Annotated in this window: 18 protein-coding genes and 1 pseudogene; 12 read left to right on the top strand and 7 right to left on the bottom strand. The window is 57.2% G+C overall.

Annotated elements, in window-relative coordinates; translation table 11 throughout:
* Positions 1-63: 63 nt before the first annotated feature.
* From SP99_RS10635 to SP99_RS10625, 3 genes are all read right to left on the bottom strand, one after another.
* Positions 64-1,755, bottom strand: coding sequence for a methyl-accepting chemotaxis protein (locus SP99_RS10635; protein WP_047958544.1), 1,692 nt, complete (start codon positions 1,753-1,755; stop codon positions 64-66).
* Between the two features lie 160 nt (positions 1,756-1,915).
* Positions 1,916-3,034 carry an S-(hydroxymethyl)glutathione dehydrogenase/class III alcohol dehydrogenase gene (locus tag SP99_RS10630; protein WP_047958543.1) on the bottom strand — a complete coding sequence of 373 codons (1,119 nt, stop codon included), beginning with the start codon at positions 3,032-3,034 and terminating at the stop codon, positions 1,916-1,918.
* 31 nt (positions 3,035-3,065) lie between these two features.
* Positions 3,066-3,341, bottom strand: coding sequence for a metal/formaldehyde-sensitive transcriptional repressor (locus SP99_RS10625; RefSeq protein WP_047958542.1), 276 nt, complete (start codon positions 3,339-3,341; stop codon positions 3,066-3,068).
* A gap of 207 nt (positions 3,342-3,548) precedes the next feature.
* Between SP99_RS10625 and SP99_RS25245 the strand changes: the two are divergent.
* Both SP99_RS25245 and SP99_RS10620 read left to right on the top strand, forming a co-directional pair.
* A pseudogene (locus SP99_RS25245) lies at positions 3,549-3,635 on the top strand (hypothetical protein); the annotation flags it as partial.
* Positions 3,635-4,138, top strand: a complete 504-nt coding sequence (locus tag SP99_RS10620) for a YqhG/Tai3 family protein (protein ID WP_047958541.1) — start codon at positions 3,635-3,637, stop codon at positions 4,136-4,138. The pseudogene SP99_RS25245 and the gene SP99_RS10620, both read left to right, overlap by 1 nt.
* Before the next feature lie 78 nt (positions 4,139-4,216).
* Here the strand turns inward: SP99_RS10620 and SP99_RS10615 are convergent, their stop codons facing one another.
* Positions 4,217-5,146, bottom strand: coding sequence for a LysR family transcriptional regulator (locus SP99_RS10615; RefSeq protein WP_047958540.1), 930 nt, complete (start codon positions 5,144-5,146; stop codon positions 4,217-4,219).
* Between the two features lie 89 nt (positions 5,147-5,235).
* On the opposite strand from SP99_RS10615, the gene SP99_RS10610 reads away from it, so the two are divergent.
* The 4 genes from SP99_RS10610 (at position 5,236) to SP99_RS10595 (ending at position 8,081) form a co-directional block, all read left to right on the top strand.
* Entirely contained in the window at positions 5,236-5,712 is a 477-nt protein-coding gene (locus SP99_RS10610) for a GNAT family N-acetyltransferase (RefSeq protein ID WP_047958539.1), read from the top strand.
* A 132-nt stretch (positions 5,713-5,844) separates the two neighbouring features.
* Entirely contained in the window at positions 5,845-6,117 is a 273-nt protein-coding gene (locus tag SP99_RS10605) for an ElaB/YgaM/YqjD family protein (protein ID WP_047958538.1), read from the top strand.
* 139 nt (positions 6,118-6,256) lie between these two features.
* A complete protein-coding gene (locus SP99_RS10600; RefSeq protein ID WP_047958537.1) occupies positions 6,257-6,991 on the top strand; it encodes a DeoR/GlpR family DNA-binding transcription regulator in 735 nt (244 codons plus the stop codon).
* Positions 6,992-7,013: 22 nt separating this feature from the next.
* Positions 7,014-8,081 (top strand): oxidoreductase, encoded by a 1,068-nt coding sequence (locus SP99_RS10595; protein ID WP_047958536.1) that lies wholly within the window; start codon positions 7,014-7,016, stop codon positions 8,079-8,081.
* Positions 8,082-8,154: 73 nt separating this feature from the next.
* Here the strand turns inward: SP99_RS10595 and cybB are convergent, their stop codons facing one another.
* Entirely contained in the window at positions 8,155-8,685 is a 531-nt protein-coding gene (gene cybB / locus SP99_RS10590; protein ID WP_047958535.1) for a cytochrome b561, read from the bottom strand.
* A 189-nt stretch (positions 8,686-8,874) separates the two neighbouring features.
* Between cybB and gap the strand changes: the two genes are divergently transcribed.
* Positions 8,875-9,876 carry a type I glyceraldehyde-3-phosphate dehydrogenase gene (gene gap / locus SP99_RS10585; RefSeq protein ID WP_047958534.1) on the top strand — a complete coding sequence of 334 codons (1,002 nt, stop codon included), beginning with the start codon at positions 8,875-8,877 and terminating at the stop codon, positions 9,874-9,876.
* Positions 9,877-9,924: 48 nt separating this feature from the next.
* Here gap and SP99_RS10580 read toward each other — a convergent pair whose 3' ends face one another.
* Entirely contained in the window at positions 9,925-10,719 is a 795-nt protein-coding gene (locus SP99_RS10580; protein ID WP_047958533.1) for a YdcF family protein, read from the bottom strand.
* Between the two features lie 222 nt (positions 10,720-10,941).
* On the opposite strand from SP99_RS10580, the gene SP99_RS10575 reads away from it, so the two are divergent.
* From SP99_RS10575 to SP99_RS10560, 4 genes are all read left to right on the top strand, one after another.
* Complete coding sequence (locus SP99_RS10575) at positions 10,942-12,594, top strand: MFS transporter (protein ID WP_047958532.1); 1,653 nt, start codon at positions 10,942-10,944, stop codon at positions 12,592-12,594.
* Between the two features lie 22 nt (positions 12,595-12,616).
* Positions 12,617-13,696, top strand: coding sequence for an HlyD family secretion protein (locus tag SP99_RS10570; RefSeq protein WP_047958531.1), 1,080 nt, complete (start codon positions 12,617-12,619; stop codon positions 13,694-13,696).
* Positions 13,696-15,075 (top strand): efflux transporter outer membrane subunit, encoded by a 1,380-nt coding sequence (locus SP99_RS10565; protein ID WP_047958530.1) that lies wholly within the window; start codon positions 13,696-13,698, stop codon positions 15,073-15,075. The genes SP99_RS10570 and SP99_RS10565 overlap by 1 nt, the downstream gene beginning before the upstream one ends.
* Positions 15,076-15,176: 101 nt before the next feature.
* Positions 15,177-15,836, top strand: a complete 660-nt coding sequence (locus SP99_RS10560) for an O-methyltransferase (RefSeq protein ID WP_047958529.1) — start codon at positions 15,177-15,179, stop codon at positions 15,834-15,836.
* An 82-nt stretch (positions 15,837-15,918) separates the two neighbouring features.
* Here SP99_RS10560 and hrpA read toward each other — a convergent pair whose 3' ends face one another.
* Positions 15,919-19,821, bottom strand: coding sequence for an ATP-dependent RNA helicase HrpA (gene hrpA / locus SP99_RS10555; RefSeq protein ID WP_047958528.1), 3,903 nt, complete (start codon positions 19,819-19,821; stop codon positions 15,919-15,921).
* Positions 19,822-20,026: 205 nt separating this feature from the next.
* On the opposite strand from hrpA, the gene azoR reads away from it, so the two are divergent.
* Positions 20,027-20,632 carry an FMN-dependent NADH-azoreductase gene (gene azoR / locus SP99_RS10550; protein WP_025757907.1) on the top strand — a complete coding sequence of 202 codons (606 nt, stop codon included), beginning with the start codon at positions 20,027-20,029 and terminating at the stop codon, positions 20,630-20,632.
* Positions 20,633-20,692: the final 60 nt, after the last annotated feature.

Raw genomic sequence — 20,692 nt, 5'->3', positions numbered from 1 at the left:
TCCCTTTTTTGTAGGCCATACGTAGGTCGGGTAAGTGAAGCGCCACCCGACACTGCTGGCGACTCAGAACGTCTCCCAGTTATCTCCGGAAACCGCTGCTGCGGGGCGTAACGGCGCGCTCTTCGCCACCGGCGCAGGCGTTGCCGCACGGCCCGGCTTCGTGCCGCTCAGACGAAACGCGCCGACCGCCTCGGTCAGACGTGCGCCCTGTTCTTCCAGAGACGCCGCCGCGGCAGAGGCTTCTTCCACCAGCGAGGCGTTCTGCTGGGTCACTTTATCCATCTCAGAAATCGCCTGACTGACCTGCACGATACCGCGGCTCTGCTCATCGGACGCGGCGGCGATCTCCAGCATGATGTCGGTAACGCGTTTCACCGCTTCGACAATTTCATTCATGGTATTACCGGCGGCAACCACTTCACCGGAGCCCTGGTCAATCAGCGAAACCGATTCGTTGATCAGGCTTTCGATCTCTTTTGCGGCATTCGCACTGCGGCTTGCAAGCGTTCGGACTTCGCTTGCCACCACGGCAAAACCGCGTCCCTGCTCGCCCGCACGCGCGGCTTCTACCGCCGCGTTCAGCGCCAGGATATTGGTCTGGAACGCAATACTGTTAATGACCGCGGTAATCTCAGAGATCTTCTTCGAACTGCTGGAGATATTGCCCATGGTTTTGACCACCCCGGAGACCATCTGACCGCCGCGGCTGGCTTTCCCGGAGGCATCTTCCGCCAGCTTGCTGGCATGGTGGGCGTTATCGGCGTTCTGTTTCACCGTCGCGGTCAGCTGTTCCATGCTAGCGGCGGTCTGCTCAATGGCCGCCGCCTGCTGCTCGGTACGGGAAGAGAGATCGGTATTACCAGCTGAAATCTCGCTGGTGCCGCGGTAGATCTCCTCCGCCCCCTGACGGACGGTGCCGACAGTGTTTTCAAGGGAGTGCTGCATGGTTTGCAGATCGCGCGTCAGGCGGCCAATTTCGCTGCGTCCGGCCACGTCGTCCGGCATCGTCAGGTCGCCTTTGGCGATATTTTCGATGCGTTTTGCGGCACGCTGCAGCGGGTTGATCACCGTGCGGCGCAGCACAACAAAGGTCATCGCCGTCAACACCAGCGCCAGCGCAAACGCGCCGACCATAAACATCAGCCCCAGCTGCGTGCGGCTGTGCGCCTGTGCCGTAAGCGCATTGGCTCGATCGGTACGGATCTTAATCGCCTTCAGCAACACGGCGTTGTAGGCGTCATCCAGCGGACGCGCCGTTTCGTTTTCGTGGTTGATGATCGCCTCGAACATGCCGTTTTTGGCAAATTTGACCATCGGCTGCAGGCCCGCGATATAGGCGTCGTAGCGCGCTTTCAGGTCAGCATCCAGCGCTTCGTCGGCAGAGGTGCGCACGGAACGGTTCATGTAGGCGGTAAAACTATCCTGGGACTGCTTAATCCGCGTTTCCGCCTCGCGGATGTTCTGCTTCATGGCATCCATCTCTGCGATACGGCTGGCCGCACCGGCGTGGATCATGTTGATGCGCGCCGTTCGCAGATGGTTTGAGCTGTTCGACAGCCCCATACGCACCTGAATTTCGGATGTAACATCCTGCTGATCGTTATCGGCCTGTAACAGGAAATACCCTGCCAGACCCGAGCTCAAGGCAAAAAGCAGAATAATGCCACCGAGAATGGAGGAAAACAGCGGAACCAGCCTGATGTGATGCAAGAAGCTCAGCTTGCGCTGCGCTGGCATCGAAGTAGTGTTGTCCATGACCGTCGACTCTCTTGTAGGTAAGATGCGTAAAAACACGCCTGTCAGATAGTCATCGGCACGGCAGAGATTTAGATTACGGCTAAAAACGCCGCACTGGTCACACTTTAGAGAAGAATATTAAAGCAATGCCAGCGGCGAAAAACCGCTGGCAGAAGAGTTACTTGTCGCCGAAATGAATCACGGTACGGATGGATTTTCCTTCGTGCATCAGATCGAACGCTTCGTTGATCTGCTCCAGCGGTAAACGGTGGGTAATGAACGGGTCGAGCTGGATCTTGCCGACCATGGCGTCTTCAACCATCCCCGGAAGCTGGGTACGGCCCTTCACGCCGCCAAACGCGGAACCGCGCCACACGCGCCCGGTGACCAGCTGGAAAGGACGGGTTTTGATCTCCTGGCCTGCACCGGCCACGCCAATGATGATGCTCTCACCCCAGCCTTTGTGGCAGCACTCAAGCGCGGAACGCATGACGTTAACGTTGCCGATACATTCGAAGCTGAAGTCCACGCCGCCGTCGGTCATCTCGACGATGACGTCCTGAATCGGCTTTTCGTGATCTTTCGGGTTCACAAAATCAGTCGCACCCATTTCACCCGCCAGTTTGAATTTCTCCGGATTGGTGTCGACCGCGATGATGCGACCGGCTTTCGCCTGAACCGCGCCCTGAATCACCGCCAGACCGATGCCGCCAAGCCCGAACACCGCCACGGTGTCGCCCTCTTTCACTTTTGCCGTGTTATGCACCGCGCCAATGCCGGTGGTGACACCGCAGCCCAGCAGGCAGACTTTATCCAGCGGCGCCTGCGGATTCACCTTCGCCAGCGAGATCTCCGCGCAAACGGTGTATTCGCTGAAGGTGCTGGTGCCCATGTAGTGATAAACAGGTTCGCCGTTGTACGAGAAACGGGTGGTACCGTCCGGCATCAGCCCTTTCCCCTGGGTAGCGCGAACTGCCTGGCAGAGGTTGGTTTTACCGGATTTACAGAACTTACATTCGCCGCATTCCGCCGTATACAGCGGGATCACGTGGTCGCCTGGTTTCAGGCTGGTCACGCCCTCGCCCACTTCCACCACAATCCCGCCCCCTTCATGGCCGAGCACCGCCGGGAAGACGCCTTCCGGATCGTCACCGGACAGCGTAAACGCATCGGTGTGGCATACGCCGGTATGGGTGATTTTGATCAGCACTTCTCCTTTTTTGGGCGGCGCGACGTCGATTTCAACGATTTTGAGCGGCTGGCCGGGTCCAAATGCAACTGCAGCGCGAGATTTCATATTGTCTTCCCTTATTGTGAGGTGTGTGGGTTTATTTTAGATAAGCGCGCAGCAAATGGCCGACTTCCGCCATGCGCACGGCTCGCTGATCCGGCGTGGTTTCCCCCGTCACCAGCTCATCTTTGAGGTGAATTTCGACCATTTCGCCCATCAGGCCATTGGCAGCCCCGCGCACGGCGGCAATCTGCTGCAAAATGGTCAGACAGGGGTCGCCCGACTCCAGCGCGCGTTCAAGGGCCTCAACCTGGCCCCGAATGCGACGGACGCGGGTAAGAATACGTTTTTTATCTTCGGGTGAATGCGGCATACGCCCTCCTGATACTATAGGGGGGTATGGTATTTTAGTTATCTGATGATGTAAACCTGTCTTTATGGGTGGCAATAACAACAGCACATCGTCGGCAACTCATCAGTCGCACAGATAAATCAAACAAAGGCATAACAAATTGAAATATATGATCTTTTAATAACATTAATTGCCTAAGCGAATTGATACTCTCGTTGTTTACTGACGTTTTCATACTTCAGACAAAGAGATATGTGGAGTGGCCCGGGATATCGCTCCGCACGCCCTCCTTACAAAATTTACAGGAAAAGCTGATGCGTAACGTTCTCTTGATGTGCCTGTTTCTTACGGGATGTTCAACACAAATGGATGCGCCGGAAAAACGTACTCATGACTTTTACCAGTTTTACCTCACTGCTTTCGTTACAGACAGCAAAGAAGATAATCTCGATTCACCAAAAATGCGTGACTATATTGCGCATGACACGCTCTCCCGACTGCAGAAAATTTCCTCTCTCTACGAACAAGAAATTATCGGTTCTGATTATTTTACCTATACGCAAGACTATGCGGCGGAGTGGATCCCTGACCTAAGCGTAAGCAATGCGATAAACTCGGTGTCCGGAAAAGTTGTTAACGTCGACCTGGGTACAGGTAATGGGCAAAAACAGCGGTTAAACGTGTATCTGCGTAATGAAGACGGTAAATGGAAAATTTATCGCGTCACCGATGCGAGCCATCATTTCGAACAGTATATTTTTGACGACAGGGCGATTGCTGCCGCACAACGATATACGGCCAGTATAACTTCTCCATAATTAGCAAGATTAACAGTCTCCACGCCTGGAATATTGCGATACCCCCTTGCTTGCCGGGTGGCGCTGCGCTTGCCCGGCCTACTCTCCCCTGCAAGCCTGCGCCAGCGTTTGCAGTTCTTCCTTAAGCCAGCGTGTCGCGCCCCGCTGACCGCTGCGTTTATGGGAGTAAATTTTCACCTCAAATCTTCGTATTGAGAACGGTAAGTCAAAAATTTTAATATCCACTGCCGCCATCAGCTTCTCGGCCGCATACCGTGGAATGGCCATCAGCAGATCGCTTTCCGCCACGATAAATGGCGCGCTGAGCATCGACGGCGTTTTGATCGCAATGTGTCGGGTATAGCCTAACTGCTCGAGCCGCACATCCAGAACGCCCTGTTTCTCATTCCATGGCGTAACCACCAGATGTCGGGCCGCGAGATAATCCTCCAGCGTCATCCGCGTCCGGTTCACGTTGCTAATGACGACATACTCATCTTCAAACCAGCCGATCTCTTCCAGTTCCGGATGACGGATATCCTCCGGCGTACTAAATCCCAGGGCCAGATCCACCTCGCCCGCCAGCAGTTCCGTCAGCGCCGGGCTGTGCGGCAGGTAGCGTAATTCAAAACGTAATCCCGGGGCAGACAGCTGCAGGGTGTGCATCAGGGCCGGGAAAATGCACAGCGCGGTAAAATCGGTAATCGCAATCTGTAAGGTCTCAGTACTACTGGCCGGGTTAAACGGCGGCTGCGGCGTTAACTCGTGGTTGAGGAACGATAAGGCGGAAGCAATGGAAGGTGCGAGTTGAGAGGCATACACGCTGGGGGACATGCGGTGCCCTTCGCGAAAAAAGAGCGGATCGTTCAGGGTCGTACGTAAACGCGACAGCGCATGGCTGAGTGCGGACGTGCTCATCGCCAGCTCGTCAGCGGCCAGCCGAACAGAGCGGTGGCGATATATCGCATCAAAAACAGGCAGCAGGTTTAAATCAAGACGTCTCAGGGCCGGATGCATAATATTCATCATTTGTTGATTTCATTGCACTTAATTCTTCGGACAATACTCCGTATGCTTAACGCCATCAATCAACACACAGGCAAAAATCAGGAAAAACCATGAATATCACCCTTCGCCAGGCCCGTCCCGACGATGCAGCGGCCATTTACGCCATGATCTATGAGCTGGCAGTGTATGAGAAAGCGCCGGAAGCCGTCGTCACCACCCCGGATGAGATCCGGGAAACACTCTTTGGCGAAGGCAGTAAAACCGAAGCGTTGATCGCTGAGTGTGAAGGACAAATTGCTGGCTATGCCGTGTTCTTCACCAGTTATTCAACCTGGCTTGGCCGCAACGGGATTTATATGGAAGATCTGTATGTTTCCCCGGCGTACCGCGGCCTGGGTGCGGGAAAAGCACTGCTGAAACATATCGCGCAACTCGCCGTACAACGGCAGTGCGGTCGCCTTGAATGGAGCGTGCTGGACTGGAACCAGCCCGCCATCGACTTTTACCTGAGCATTGGTGCACTGCCGCAGTCTGAATGGGTGCGTTATCGTCTGGATGGCGAAGCGCTGCTGAAATTTGCCGATTAGCGGCGTCGCGTGCTGTGGCGTTTCAGGCACAGAGATATCCGAAAACAGCCATATTGCGGGCCGAATTTAGCCCTGCGGGCCTCACATCTGTTAAGAGAGGCTATCCTTTACCTGTTAACAAAAGGAGGCACAATGTCTGATTTCGGTACTGATAAAAACACCCAGTTTGCTGAAGACAAAGCAAAAAATAAGCTTGATGAACTGACAGGTTCAGCGCAGCAGCAGTTTGGTGAGTTCGTGGATTCACCAAGACATCAGGTAAAAGGTGCCGCTAAAAAATATGCCGCACAGGCCAGCGATGCCGTCTCCGATGTCACTGAAGCTGTCAGAAATAACCCCCTCACCGGCCTTATCGCCGCGGGAGCGGTGGGTATTGTGCTCGGCCTGTTGCTGGGTCGCAAATAATCAAAGGCCCTTCGGGGCTTTTTTTTCGCCCTCTTCCTGTCGCTCCCCCTCTCTCCTGTTTGCCCCCGACATCGTTCTTTCTTCTGCGTCAAAATGCTGTATTATGCAAACTATTGCGACATTTTGCAGGATTGCAGCCATGCACAAAACCGCTCGTCAACGCTACGTCCTCGATCTCCTCAGTGAGCAGGGCCAGGCCAGCATCACCGAACTGGCAGAGAAGCTGCAAGTTTCAGCAGACACCATCCGTCGGGATTTGACCGACCTGGAAAACCAGGGCCTGGCGCAGAAAAACCACGGCGGGGCCATCGCCCTGAATCTCTCCGCCATGAATCGTCAGGGCCGCAACACGCTGCTGCCGGAAACCAAACAGCGCCTGGGTAAACAGGTCGCAAAGCAGATTCCTCCGGGTTCCACCCTGTTTCTGGATGCCGGAAGCACGGTGATGGCGGTCGCCACCTTTCTTCAAGGGCCGCTGACCGTCATTACCACGTCGCTTGATATCGCCCAGCATTTTAGCGAGCGGGAAGACATTGAACTGATCCTGCTCGGCGGGAAATGGGACCCAAAACAACGCCTGTTCGCCGGAAGTGCAACGTTGTCGCTGCTGTCCCGGTATCGGGCAGATATCGCCATTCTCGGCGCGTGCGCCATTCATGCCGAACTCGGCCTGAGTGCCGGTAAAGAAGCGGATGCCGAGGTTAAACGCGCGATGCTTGCCGCGAGTCATGCCCACTGGATTGTCGCCGACCATCTGAAAGTCAACCGCTGTGAACCGTATCTGGTTTCGGGGCTATCCGGCATTCAACAACTCTTTTTAGATCGTCCCTGGCCTGAGCTTGGGGACCCTGGCGCATTGCAGGTAACGGTGTGAGCGTAATAACGTGGAGAAGGTCATGAGTACAGTTCAAACAATCAACATTGCGCTGATCGGGTATGGATTCGTCGGTAAAACGTTCCATGCTCCGCTGATCCAGTCTGTGGATGGCATCAGGCTGGCCGTGGTCTCTTCCCGGGATGAAGAGAAGGTGAAACGCGATCTGCCTGACGTGCTGGTGGTGGCCACGCCGGAAGAGGCGATTCAGCACCCGGACGTCGATCTGGTGGTGATCGCCTCCCCCAATGCCACGCATGCCCCGCTGGCAACCCTGGCCCTGAATTCAGGGAAACATGTGGTCGTGGATAAGCCCTTCACGCTTGATATGCAGGAAGCCCGGGATCTGATCGCCCTGGCGGATGAAAAGCAGCTTCTGCTCTCCGTCTTCCACAACCGCCGCTGGGACAGCGATTTCCTCGGCATTAAGCAGATTATTGAGCAAGGCACGCTCGGCAAGGTTAAACATCTGGAGTCGCACATCGACCGCTTCCGCCCGGAAGTGCGCGTGCGCTGGCGTGAGCAGAATGTCCCAGGGAGCGGTCTGTGGTTTGACCTGGGTCCGCATCTGATCGACCAGACGCTGCAGCTCTTTGGCCTGCCGCAGACGGTGCAGGGGAATATTGCGACACTGCGCGACGGCGCAGAAGTTAACGACTGGGCGCACGTGGTCCTGAACTACCCGGAGCATAAGGTCATTCTGCACGCCAGCATGCTGGTGGCTGGCGGAACAGCACGTTTTACCGTCCACGGGGACAAGGGCAGCGTGGTGAAAGCCCGCATCGACCAGCAGGAGGCGCAACTGCTGTCTGGCGTCATTCCAGGCAGTGAAGCCTGGGGGGAAGATAGTGACAGTATGGTGTTCTATGGGGCTGATGGCGCACCGCAGACGATTACCACGCCGAAAGGCGATCAGCGCCAGTATTACATCAACGTGCGCGATGCCCTGCTCGGGAAGATCGCCAACCCGGTGCATCCAGTTGAGGCGTTAGCGGTGATGGCGGTGCTGGAAGCGGCGGTGAAATCGTCGGAGACGGGGTCAACGCAGCCGCTGGCGTTAACGGCTGAAGAGCGTGCTCTGCTGGGTTAAAAACAAGCCGGGTGGCGGCTACGATGCAAATGTAGGCCGGGTAAGCGCAGCGCCACCCGGCAAGCGTTAAAGACTACTGACGCTTTTTCGGCATCATGCGAAGAAGCGTATTGTCCTTCCAGAAGTAGTGATGCATCAACGCTGCGGCGGCATGCAGGCCAATCACAAAATAGCCCAGATTTGCCAGCGTCTCGTGCCACTCTTTCAGCGTATCCACCAGGTCAAAATTGGACTCCGCCGCATGCGGCATCGTCAGGCCAAAAGCAAACCAGTCGCTCCCCCGGTTGTACATCATCACAATGCCAACCAGCGGCAGCGCAATAAAAAGCAGATACACCACCAGATGCCCTAAATGGGAAAGGCCCGTCACCATCGCTTTTGGCTTCGGTTGAATCGGTGGCGCGCGGAATTTCAGACGCACCAGCAAACGGGTCACCATCAGCACCAGGATACTGATACCGCAGGACACGTGGATCATATTGATCGCCGGGCGTGCAGTTCGCGGGAAGAAGCCTTTAAACTCCATCGCGCAGTAGGCGACGATGATTAACAGAAACACCAGCCAGTGAATCGCAATCTGCAGGCTTGTATATTTAGTACGCATGGGATTTCCTGAAAAAAAACAGTCACCGCGCCAACATAATCTCCTTTCCTTAAAAATTCATTAACTTTACTGTATGGTTTTTCAAATACTTCCTCGCGCATGAAGCATCTTCAATTGCCGCCCTGCCCGTCATGGTCTAAGCCTGGATGAGTTCAAACTGTCGCACCGACACGTTTACAGGAGAACACCATGAGTAAAATTGGCATTAACGGATTCGGGCGCATCGGACGTCTCGTCCTTCGTCGCCTGCTTGAAACCCAGGACAGCAACACCGTCGTCGCCATCAACGATCTTACCTCGCCCAAAGTGCTGGCCTATCTGCTCAGGCATGACTCTAACTACGGCGGTTTCCCGTGGAGTGTGGATTTCACCGAAGACGCGCTGATTGTGGATGGCAAAACGATCGCGGTGTACGCCGAAAAAGAGGCCCGACATATCCCGTGGAAAGCCGCCGGGGTGGATATCGTCGTGGAATGCACCGGTTTTTATACCTCTGAAGAGAAATCCCGGGCGCATCTGGATGCGGGTGCCCAAAAGGTGCTGATCTCCGCCCCTGCGGGCGAGATGAAAACCATTGTCTTTAACGTGAACGACGATACCCTCGACGCCAGTGATACCATTATCTCCGTCGCCTCCTGCACCACCAACTGCCTCGCCCCGCTGGCAAAAGCCCTGCACGACGCCTTTGAAATTAAAGTCGGTACCATGACCACCATTCACGCCTATACCGGTACGCAGGCGCTGGTGGATGGCCCGCGCGGGAAAGATCTGCGCGCCTCGCGCGCCGCGGCAGAGAACATCATTCCGCACACGACAGGGGCCGCGAAAGCCATTGGCCTGGTGATCCCGGCCCTCAGCGGTAAACTCAAAGGCCACGCCCAGCGCGTGCCGGTCAAAACCGGTTCGGTAACCGAGCTGGTCGCTGTTCTGGGGAAAAAAGTGACGGTTGAGGAGATCAACGCCGCGCTAAAAAAAGCGACCCAGGGCAACAAATCCTTTGGCTATACCGATGAAGAGATTGTGTCGTCGGATGTGATCGGCTCGCATTACGGTTCGGTATTTGACGCCACGCAGACGGAGGTCAGTGAGGCTGGCGATCTGCAGCTGGTGAAAACGGTCGCCTGGTATGACAACGAATATGGTTTTGTCACACAGCTGGTGCGTACGCTGGACAAGTTTGCTGCACTGTAACCGGAAACCTGCCTGTTTGCAGTAAAGGTGATGCAAACGGGCAGTGATTTACAGCAGGGCTCGGCTCGCGAGCGCCTCTGTCAGAATCGCATCGTTACGTAAGATTTGCCATGCGGTTTCCACCTGCGCGGGTATCGTCACATGGGCGATAAAATCACGCCCGGCCGGTCCGTAACCGTTAACATCGTCGCGCAGACGCGGCAGTTCACCCAGTACCAGCGACAAATAGCGTTCAACCGGCCACAGCCCTTCTCCTCTCCCGCTGAAGACCAGTCCATCGTTGCTGTTACGTAGCACGGGCGTCAATCCGGGATGGCTTATCCATTCTGGTGCGGCAGGTTCATCCCGGCATACACGGGCAAACGTTGCCATTGTGCGCCGCTGCATGGTGGGGTCCTGCACCACCAGCACGCGTTCAGGAGCAAGATGAAGATGTTTCATCAACGCCCGGCTAAACCGTGCGTTCTCACCGCAGTTGGTTGACTGCTCTTCCACAAAAATGCGCTCTGCCGGAATATGCCAGTACTGACGGGCGATATCGGCCAGAATGGCCGCCTCCGCACGGCCTGCCGTGGGGACGATGTGATAGTGCGGGTGTCTGGCAACAGCGGCATAGAGGAAGGCGGTGGAATGTCCTATTCCCCCGCTAATCATCAAAGGCACCCCCTGCTCGGCCGCCAGGCGACAGGCGGCATCAATGGCAGGAATGACAGCATTACCCGCCAGAATGACCAAATCAACGGGCTGCCCCGGCTGCAGGTCATCCTGTGCCAGCCAGTGTCCTACGGTGTTAATAGCACGTAGCGTGTCAGCGGGCACGCAGGGGAAAAAAGTCGGTATCATCATCATCTCCTTACAGCATCTGCGGTTAGCGTACCGCACTTAGCGCCGCAAAACAGGCTTTCATGGCTAAAGTTCGTCTGGTCAGGCCGCTCTTTTTCCTTAAACTTCCTCTTCAACATTTGATTAACATGCGTAAATCATATTCACTTGAATTATGATTTAAGGCAGACGTAGAATCGCGAGCCCGTTAATTTTTCAATTTTTTCAAAGGTAAACAACGTTATGCGCCTGCCCGAACGCGACCCTTATGCTCCTCGCGAGTGGCAGCCACACGAGAAACCGGCACTGCTGGGGTCACCCTCCACGCCAAACCACAGTACGCCCAAACGGGTTGCCTACGGCGTCGTTGGCCTGCTGGTCTGCCTGACGGGTGCCCTGGGCAATGCGGTGGTCACCGCCAACCTGCAAAATCTGCAGGGTACCTTCGGCGCCTGGTCTACGGAAATCGCCTGGTTACCGGCGGTCTATGTGATGACCAACATTTCCATTAACCTGCTGCTGGTTAAGTTCCGCCAGCAGTACGGTTTGCGCGCCTTTACGGAAGGTTTTCTGGTGCTGTATGTGCTGGTCACCTTTTTCCACCTCTTTGTTAACGATCTCAGCTCGGCGCTGATGGTCCGCGCCGCGCACGGCATGGTGGCCGCCGCGCTCAGCTCGCTGGGGATTTACTACCAGATCCAGGCCTGGCCGGCGAAACATCGCCTGAAAGCGCTGACTATCGGCATCACCGGATCGTCACTCGCCATCCCTCTCGCCCGCCTGTTTTCGACCGAGCTGCTGCAGCTGGACGAGTGGCGCGGGCTCTATTTCTTCGAACTGGGGCTGGCGCTGATCTCCCTCGCCTGCGTGATAGCCTTAAAACTGCCTCCGGGTGACCGACGAAAGGTTTTTGAGAAAAAAGACTTTATCACCTTCTTTTTAATGGCCCCTGGAGTGGCCCTGCTCTGCGCCGTACTCTCTTTAGGCCGTCTTGACTGGTGGTTCGAGGCGCCGTGGATCGGCTGGTCGCTGGCGCTATCGCTGGTGCTCATTGTGGCGGCCATCGTCTTTGAGCATAACCGCAGCAACCCGCTGCTCAACACCCGCTGGCTGTCGAGCGGCAGCATCGTTCGTCTTGGGCTGATCATGCTGCTGATCCGTATCGTGCTGGCCGAGCAAAATACCGGCGTCATCGGCTGGCTGCAGTACGTGGGCTTACAGAACGAGCAGATGACGCATCTGGCGTGGTCCATTTTCGCCGGTATCGTCTGCGGGATCGTCACCAGCTGTCTCACCATCAAGCCGACGAAACTGGCGTGGCCAATTATTACCTCGCTGGCGCTGATGATTGTTGCCTCGCTGCTGGATAGCCAGTCCAACAATCTGACCCGACCGGATCAGCTGATGCTGAGCCAGTTCCTGCTGGGCTTTGGCAGCGCCTTCTTCCTGGCTCCGGCGATGCTGGCTGCGATCGGCGGCGTGATCGCTGACCCGCGCAACCTGGTCAGCTTCTCGGTCATGTTTGGCATGAGCCAGAACCTCGGCGGCCTGCTGGGCTCCGCTATTCTCGGCACCTTCCAGACCTGGCGTGAGAAGTACCACTCCAGCCTGCTGGCGGACCAGCTCACCACGCTCAACCCGCTGGTCAACGAGCGGATCCAGCTTTATACCCAGATGTACAAAAGCCTGATTGGCGACAGCGCGCTGCTGGGCACCCAGGCGATCACGCAGCTGCAAACGGTCACCAGCCTGGAAGCGAATATTCTGGCTTATAACGATACTTATCTTCTGACCGCCAGTATCGCTGCCGCCACGCTGGTCTGGATTTTATGGCGCTTGCTGCGCCTGCGCATCACTGCCCGTATGGCGCTTAAGAACGCCACCGGCAACAAATAATTGAAATATTTCTGGAGAGTTTATGAGTCAGCAGGATGCCGCCAAAGAGCAGGCCAACACCCGCAAAAATGTGCGCATTGTTTCCGTTTTCACTGCCGCCGCCATCGGTATCGTCGGCGTGCTGGTGATCCTTTACGCGTGGCAACTCCCGCCATTCACCCGCCATGCCCAGTTTACCGACAACGCTTACGTGCGCGGCCAGACGACGTTTATCAGCCCGCAGGTGAACGGTTATATCACTGAGGTGCACGTTCAGGACTTTGTGCAGGTCAAAAAAGGCGATCTGCTGTTGCAGATTGATGACCGTATTTATCGTCAGCGGGTGCATCAGGCCGAGGCCCAGCTGGCGATGAAAATTGCCGCCCTGAATAACAATCTGCAGCAGCGTAAAAGCGCTGAGGCCGTCATCGCCAAAAATGACGCTGCGCTGAAAAATGCCCGCGCCCAGAGCCTGAAAACCCAGGCGGATTTAAAGCGGGTGAAAGAGCTGACGGCTGACGGTTCGCTTTCCATTCGTGAACGCGACGCGGCGCTGGCCAGCGCCGCCCAGGGGAGCGCGGATATCGACCAGGCGAAAGCCGCGCTTGAGATGTCGCGTCAGGATCTGCAGACGGTGATAGTGAACCACGGTGCGCTGGAAGCGGATGTTGAAAACGCGAAAGCGGCGCTTGAGCTGGCGCAGATCGACCTGCAAAACACCCGTATTGTGGCCCCGCGCGACGGCCAGCTCGGTCAGATCGCCGTGCGTCTCGGGGCGTATGTGGCCGCCGGGACCCACCTCACCACCCTGGTGCCGCCGCAGCACTGGGTCATCGCCAATATTAAAGAGACCCAGCTCGCGGAGCTGCGCGTCGGCCAGCCGGTGAAATTCACCGTCGATGCCCTCAATAACAAAGCCTATCAGGGCCGCGTGGAGAGTATCTCTCCGGCAACCGGCGTAGAATTCAGCGCCATCACGCCGGATAACGCCACCGGGAACTTTGTCAAAATTGCCCAGCGTATTCCGGTGCGCATTGAGGTGCTCGGTAAGCCAGAAGATTCCGCGCTGCTGCGTCCGGGCATGTCGGTACAGGTGACCATTGATACGCGGGAGGCGAAGTAATGATCCTTCGCCCGATAGCCGCACTGGTGGTGGCGGTCATGCTGGCCGGATGCCAGTCCGTTGATGTCAAACCGGCTCAGCCGACGCTGCACATCCCCACCCAGTGGCGCACTGTCTCCGGCCCTGCCAGCCCGACGGAGCAGCTCTGGTGGCGCAATTTTCATGATAACCACCTGAACCGCTATGTGGACCAGGCGCTTGGGCATAACAGCGATGTTCTGATCGCCCGCGAACGGATAAACGAGTATCAGGCGCGGGTTTATGCTGCCGACGGCAGCCTGTTTCCCTCGCTCGATGCCGGCATAACCGGGACACGCGCCCGTTCGCAGTCCGCCGCGACCGGGCTGCCGGTTTACGGCACGCTGTACAGAGGGAGCCTGACGGCGAGCTATGACGTGGATATCTGGGGCGTCAACCGCAGCACGTCTCGTGCTGCCGAAGCCTCGCTGGAGGCGCAAAAAGCCGCCGCTGCCGCCGCGGATTTAACCGTCGCGTCGTCCGTGGCATCCGGGTATGTCACCCTGCTCGCCCTTGACGAACAGCTGCGGGTAACCGAGTCCACGCTGAAATCACGCGAAGAGGCATTTAACCTCGCGAAGCGTCAGTTTGAGACGGGCTACAGCTCGCGCCTGGAGCTGATGCAATCGGATTCCGAACTCCGTTCAACCCGGGCGCAGGTTCCGGTGCTGCAGCATCAGATTGCACAGCAGGAGAATGCCCTGAGCCTGCTGCTGGGAAGTAACCCGGGCGACGTGGCGCGCAGCGAAAGTTTTGCGGCGCTGACACCGCTGAAATTGCCGTCACAGCTTCCATCTGCGCTGCTGAACCGCCGCCCGGATATCGTCCAGGCCGAACGACAGCTGGTGGCAGCGGATGCCTCGCTTGCCGCGTCGCGTGCCAGCCTGCTGCCGTCGATCAATCTCACCGCAAGCGGATCGATACAGGATCGCACGCTTTCCGGCCTGCTGGATAACCCGCTGCAGCTCTGGAGCGCAGGGGGAAGTATTCTCGCCCCGCTCCTGAACCGTCAGGCGCTGAATGCGCAGGTGGATATTTCTCAGTCCCAGCGTAACCAGGCGCTGTACACCTATGAGAAAACCGTGCGAAACGCGTTTGCCGAAGTAAACAACAGCCTTGATGCCATTATGCGCTATCAGGAACAGCTGACGGAGCTGCTTGCCCAGCAAGATGTCGCCCGGGAGACCCTGCGCATTGCGCAGAACCGCTATCGCAACGGCTATTCATCTTATCTCGACGTGCTGGATGCGCAGCGCACGCTGTTCTCGGTCCAGACCAGCGTTGTGCAGGTGAAAAATAACCTGCTGCTGGCGCAGATTGATCTGTACAGAGCGCTGGGCGGCGGCTGGGTCAGTGCCTGAAGACCTGCCCGGTGGCACTGCGCTTACCGGGCCTGGATTTCGTCCCGTAGGCCGGGTAAGGCGCAGCCGTCACCCGGCGATTACCCGCAAGGAGTCAATGTATGCAACAACAGTGGTCTGCAGTCGATAATTTCATGATTTCGTCGCTTATTCCTGAAGATGACATCCTTAATCAGGTCCTGGAAAATAACAAACGCGCCGGACTCCCCGAACATGATGTAGCGGCCAATCAGGGTCAACTGCTGGCGCTGTTCGTGCGCATGACGCAGGCGCGGCGTGTTCTGGAGATCGGTACACTGGGGGCTTACAGCTCTATCTGGATGGCACGCGCGCTGCCGCCGGACGGAAAGCTGATTACGCTTGAGGCCGATCCTACGCATGCCGACGTTGCGCGCCAGAATATCAACCTCGCGGGGCTGAACGAACGCATTGAATTGATTGAAGGCCCGGCCCTGAACTCTCTTGAAAAGTTCGGTGACATTCCGCCGTTCGACCTGATCTTTATTGATGCCGATAAGCCAAACAATCCCGGCTATCTGGAATGGGCGCTGCACTACTCCCGTCCGGGTACGTTGATCATCGGCGATAACGTGGTGCGCGAGGGCGAAGTGATTAACGGGCAAAGCGACGACGCGCGGGTGCAGGGCGTGCGTCGGTTTATCGAGATGACTGGAGATAACCCGCGCTTAACCGCCACCGCACTGCAAACGGTGGGGGTTAAGGGGTGGGATGGGTTTACGCTGGCGATTGTAGAACGATAACCAGCCGGGTGGCGGCTACGCCTTACCCGGCCTACCTGTTCTCCCGTAGGCCCGGTAAGCGCAGCGCCACCGGGCAAGGGTTTTAAGCGGAAATCTGCTCCATCGCCTGCAGAATACGTTTATCCGAAATCGGATACGGCGTACCGAGCTGCTGGGCAAAGAAGCTGACGCGCAGCTCCTCAATCATCCAGCGGATCCCCCGAACGTCTTCATCGTCGCGGCGCGCAGGTGGCAGCTTGTTCAGCCACTGCTGCCACGCCTGCTGCACGCTTTCCACTTTCAGCATCTGGGCGCGGTCGCGATGCGGGTCGATGGCCATTTTCTCCAGACGTTTTTCAATCGCCTGAAGATAACGCAGCGTATCACCGAGACGGTTAAAGCCGTTGCCGGTAACAAACCCGCGATACACCAGCCCCGCCATCTGCGCCTTCACGTCTGACAGCCCCAGCGCCATGGTCATATCCACGCGCCCTTTCAGGCGCTTGTTGATGTTGAACACGGTGGTGAGGATCTGCTCCACCTGCTTCGCAATGTCCACCACGGTGTCGTTCAGCTCCGCACGCACTTTTTCATGAAGCTGGGCAAAGCCCTCTTCCGTCCAGACCGGGCCGCCCGCCTCGTGGATAAGTTTGTCCACGCCGCAGGAGATGCAGTCGTCAATCAGATCCAGCACTTTACCGTACGGGTTAAAGTACAGCCCCAGCTTGGCTTTGTTCGGCAGCTTCTCGTGCAGATACTTGATCGGCGACGGGATGTTCAGCAGAAGCAGGCGACGCAGCCCGCGCCACATCATCTGCTGCTGTTCCTGCGGGTTATCAAAAAGCTTGATCGCCACGCTGTCGCGCTCGTCCACCAGCGCCGGCCAGGCCTTCACTTTGTAGTTACCGCGCTTCTGCTCGTAGCTTTCCGGAAGCTGACCAAAGCTCCAGATATGCAGCCCGCTCTGCTCAATGCCGTCATCCGCCACCGCAGAGAGCGTCTCCTGGACTTTTCCTTTCAGCGCCTCTTTCAGCTCGCCGAGCGAACGCCCTTCCAGCAGCTTTTTATTTTTGTCGTCCACCACGCGGAAGCTGATTTTCAGGTGATCGGGCACCTGATCCCAGTTCCAGTCGTCGCGGTCAATGGTGGTCCCGGTCATGCGGCGGAACTCACGCTCCAGCGCATCCAGCAGCGGCAGCTCCAGCGGCGTAACGCGGCCTAAAAACGCTTCCGCATAGTTTGGCGCAGGCACAAAATTGCGGCGCACCGGTTTCGGCAGGGATTTGATCAGCGCAATCACCAGCTCGCGACGCAGGCCAGGGATCTGCCATTCAAACCCGCTCTCATCCACCTGGTTTAACAGCGGCAGCGGAATGTGGACGGTCACGCCGTCCGCGTCTGCCCCTGGCTCAAACTGATAGGTCAGACGCAGCTTGAGGTTGCCCTGGTGCCAGAAGTTCGGGTAGTCGAGTTTGCTGACCGACTCCGCCCCCTCTTTAATCAGCATGCTCTTTTCGAAGTTGAGCAGATCCGGCGTCTCTTTGCTGGCCTTCTTCCACCAGCTGTCGAAGTGGCGGGCGGAGATGACGTCGTGGCTGATGCGCTGGTCGTAAAACTCGAACAGCGCTTCATCATCCACCAGAATGTCGCGGCGGCGGGATTTATGCTCCAGCTCTTCCACTTCGGCGCGCAGTTTGAGGTTTTCACGGAAGAACGCGTGGCGCGTCTGCCAGTCGCCCTCCACCAGCGCATGGCGGATAAACAGCTCGCGGCACAGCGCCGGATCGATCTGGCTGTAGTTGACCTTACGCGCGGCCACCACCGGCAGACCATAAACGGTCACTTTCTCGGTCGCCATCACCGCCCCCTGCGCGCGCTCCCAGTGCGGCTCGCTGTACGAACGCTTCAGCAGGTGCTGCGCCACCGGCTCAACCCATTCTGGATCGATACGCGCGGCAATGCGTCCCCACAGGCGGCTGGTTTCCACCAGCTCCGCGACCATGGTCCACTTCGGCGGCTTCTTGAACAGGCCGGAACCCGGGAAGATGGCGAAACGGGCGTTGCGCGCGCCGGTATACTCCTGCTTCTCGGCGTCTTTCATCCCAATGTGGGACAGCAGGCCGGTCAGCAGCGCGATATGGATTTCGCGGTACGCCGCCGGTTCGCTGTTGACCGGGATCCCCAGCTCTTTCACCACCTGGCGAAGCTGGGTGTAGATATCCTGCCACTCGCGCACGCGCAGGTAGTTGAGGAAATCCACGCGACACTGGCGACGGAACTGGTTCGAGGAGAGCGCTTTCTGCTGCTCGCCGAGGTAGTTCCACAGGTTCACGAAGGCGAGGAAATCGGACTCTTTATCGTGGAAGCGGCGGTGTTTTTCGTCAGAGGCCTGCTGTTTGTCCATCGGACGCTCGCGCGGATCCTGAATGGAGAGCGCCGAGGTAATGATCATCGCCTCGCGCACGCAGCCGTGTTTCTGCGCTTCCAGCACCATACGCGCCAGGCGCGGGTCGACCGGCAACTGGCTGAGCTGGCGGCCCAGCGGCGTCAGCTTGTAGACCGTCGCCTGCTCGTCGGTGGTGATCGCCCCGAGCTCTTCCAGCAGACGTACGCCGTCCTGAATGTTGCGTTTGTCCGGCGCTTCGACGAACGGAAACGCCGCGATATCGCCCAGCCCCAGGGCAGTCATCTGCAGGATAACGGACGCCAGGTTGGTGCGCAGAATTTCCGGGTCGGTAAACTCCGGGCGCGACAGGAAATCGTCTTCGGAATAGAGGCGAATACAGATCCCTTCCGACACACGCCCGCAGCGGCCTTTACGCTGATTGGCGGAGGCCTGGGAGACGGGCTCAATCGGCAGGCGCTGGACTTTGGTGCGGTAGCTGTAGCGGCTGATGCGCGCCGTACCCGGATCGATAACGTATTTAATCCCCGGCACGGTGAGCGAGGTTTCCGCCACGTTGGTAGCCAGGACGATGCGGCGTCCGCTGTGCGGCTGGAAGACGCGATTCTGCTCGCTATTCGACAGACGTGCGTATAGCGGCAGGATCTCCGTGTGGCGCAGGTCGCGCTTGCTGAGGGCGTCGGCGGTATCGCGGATTTCACGCTCGCCGCTCATGAAGATCAAGATGTCGCCCGCGCTTTCGTTGCCCAGCTCGTCAACGGCATCAAAAATAGCCTGCAGCTGGTCGCGCTCGGTATCATCCGCCTCTTCGACGATCGGGCGATAGCGCACTTCCACGGGATAAGTGCGTCCTGACACCTCGATAATCGGCGCATTGTTGAAGTGCTTCGAGAAGCGTTCCGGGTCGATGGTTGCGGAGGTGATGATGACTTTCAGATCCGGACGACGCGGCAGCAGCTCTTTCAGGTAACCGAGCAGGAAGTCGATGTTCAGGCTGCGCTCGTGCGCTTCATCGATGATGATGGTGTCGTACTGCATCAGCAGGCGATCCTGCTGAATTTCCGCCAGCAGAATACCGTCGGTCATCAGCTTGACCATGGTGTTATCGCTGACATGATCGCTGAAGCGCACCTTGTAGCCGATGCAGCCGCCCGGCTCCGTCTGCAGCTCTTCTGCAATACGGTTCGCGACGGTACGCGCCGCCAGACGACGCGGCTGGGTGTGGCCAATCAGCCCTTTGATCCCGCGCCCAAGCTCCATACAGATTTTCGGCAGCTGGGTGGTTTTTCCCGAACCGGTTTCGCCTGCGACAATCACCACCTGGTGGTCGCGCACGGCCTCAAGAATGTCCTGTTTTTTCTGGCTGACGGGCAGGTTTTCCGGGTAGGTAATCGCCGGACGCGCGGCTTCGCGCAGCACAACTTTCCCTGCTGCCTGTTCAATCTCTTTCGCCATCTCCTGGTAAATGGCCTGTTGTGCATCAGGATTTTTAACCTTCTTCACGCCGTGCAGACGCCTGGCGAAGCGCTGTTTGTCGCGCAGCGTCAGAGAATCGAGTTGTTGCAGGAGCATCGGGAAGGTGAATTTTTGTTGTTCTGTCATAGCGTTAAAGGGCAGTACACGCCCTGATAAACTCTCTTTTTAATGATTGCTATAGAGTACCACATTGACGCCTTTCGCGCCTTATTCAAAAAATTCGAACATAGACTTCGATATATTGCGCTATCTCTGTGGCAGGATTGTGAATAGAGTGTCAACAAGCAACGGGGCAACCCCCTTCAATCAAATGCAACAACAGGAATCACCCATGAGCAAAGTATTAGTTTTGAAATCCAGTATTCTGGCAGGGTACTCTCAGTCTGGTCAGCTGTCTGATTACTTCGTTGAACAGTGGCGTGAACAGCATTCCGCTGACGAAATCACCGTGCGTGACCTGGCTGCAAACCCGATTCCTGTGCTGGATGGCGAGCTGGTTGGCGCGCTGCGTCCGAGCGATGCGCCGCTGAGCCCACGTCAGCAGGAAGCACTGGCCCTGTCCGACGAGCTGATTGCTGAGCTGCAGGCGCACGACGTTATCGTGATCAACGCCCCAATGTACAACTTCAACATCCCGACCCAGTTGAAGAACTATTTCGACCTGGTGGCTCGCGCTGGCGTAACCTTCCGTTACACCGAGAATGGCCCGGAAGGTCTGGTGAAAGGTAAACGCGCTATCGTGCTGACCAGCCGTGGTGGTATCCACAAAGATACCCCAACCGACCTGGTAGCGCCGTACATGAGCCTGTTCCTGGGCTTCATCGGCATCACTGACGTGAACTTCGTGTTCGCTGAAGGTATCGCTTACGGTCCTGAAGTGGCGACCAAAGCGCAGACCGACGCGAAAGCCGCAATCGACAGTCTGGTTGCCGCTTAAGATTTCCCCCTCTCACCGCCCGGTGGGAGGGTTTTTCTTTTCCCCGCATTTCGTTATCAT

Source organism: Enterobacter sp. BIDMC92 (assembly GCF_001030225.1).
Classification (GTDB): domain Bacteria; phylum Pseudomonadota; class Gammaproteobacteria; order Enterobacterales; family Enterobacteriaceae; genus Enterobacter; species Enterobacter sichuanensis.
This window is presented reverse-complemented; position numbering and strand designations above follow the sequence as displayed.

Bases quoted from the DNA above. Each gene is read 5' to 3' on its own strand.
- SP99_RS10565 (WP_047958530.1), top strand. From the start codon at position 13,696: ATGATCCTTCGCCCGATAGCCGCACTGGTGGTGGCGGTCATGCTGGCC.
- SP99_RS10575 (WP_047958532.1), top strand. From the start codon at position 10,942: ATGCGCCTGCCCGAACGCGACCCTTATGCTCCTCGCGAGTGGCAGCCA.
- hrpA (WP_047958528.1), bottom strand. From the start codon at position 19,821: ATGACAGAACAACAAAAATTCACCTTCCCGATGCTCCTGCAACAACTC.
- SP99_RS10595 (WP_047958536.1), top strand. From the start codon at position 7,014: ATGAGTACAGTTCAAACAATCAACATTGCGCTGATCGGGTATGGATTC.
- SP99_RS10580 (WP_047958533.1), bottom strand. From the start codon at position 10,719: ATGATACCGACTTTTTTCCCCTGCGTGCCCGCTGACACGCTACGTGCT.
- SP99_RS10605 (WP_047958538.1), top strand. From the start codon at position 5,845: ATGTCTGATTTCGGTACTGATAAAAACACCCAGTTTGCTGAAGACAAA.
- gap (WP_047958534.1), top strand. From the start codon at position 8,875: ATGAGTAAAATTGGCATTAACGGATTCGGGCGCATCGGACGTCTCGTC.
- SP99_RS10630 (WP_047958543.1), bottom strand. From the start codon at position 3,034: ATGAAATCTCGCGCTGCAGTTGCATTTGGACCCGGCCAGCCGCTCAAA.
- azoR (WP_025757907.1), top strand. From the start codon at position 20,027: ATGAGCAAAGTATTAGTTTTGAAATCCAGTATTCTGGCAGGGTACTCT.
- cybB (WP_047958535.1), bottom strand. From the start codon at position 8,685: ATGCGTACTAAATATACAAGCCTGCAGATTGCGATTCACTGGCTGGTG.
- SP99_RS10560 (WP_047958529.1), top strand. From the start codon at position 15,177: ATGCAACAACAGTGGTCTGCAGTCGATAATTTCATGATTTCGTCGCTT.
- SP99_RS10625 (WP_047958542.1), bottom strand. From the start codon at position 3,341: ATGCCGCATTCACCCGAAGATAAAAAACGTATTCTTACCCGCGTCCGT.
- SP99_RS10620 (WP_047958541.1), top strand. From the start codon at position 3,635: ATGCGTAACGTTCTCTTGATGTGCCTGTTTCTTACGGGATGTTCAACA.
- SP99_RS10600 (WP_047958537.1), top strand. From the start codon at position 6,257: ATGCACAAAACCGCTCGTCAACGCTACGTCCTCGATCTCCTCAGTGAG.
- SP99_RS10610 (WP_047958539.1), top strand. From the start codon at position 5,236: ATGAATATCACCCTTCGCCAGGCCCGTCCCGACGATGCAGCGGCCATT.
- SP99_RS10570 (WP_047958531.1), top strand. From the start codon at position 12,617: ATGAGTCAGCAGGATGCCGCCAAAGAGCAGGCCAACACCCGCAAAAAT.
- SP99_RS10635 (WP_047958544.1), bottom strand. From the start codon at position 1,755: ATGGACAACACTACTTCGATGCCAGCGCAGCGCAAGCTGAGCTTCTTG.
- SP99_RS10615 (WP_047958540.1), bottom strand. From the start codon at position 5,146: ATGATGAATATTATGCATCCGGCCCTGAGACGTCTTGATTTAAACCTG.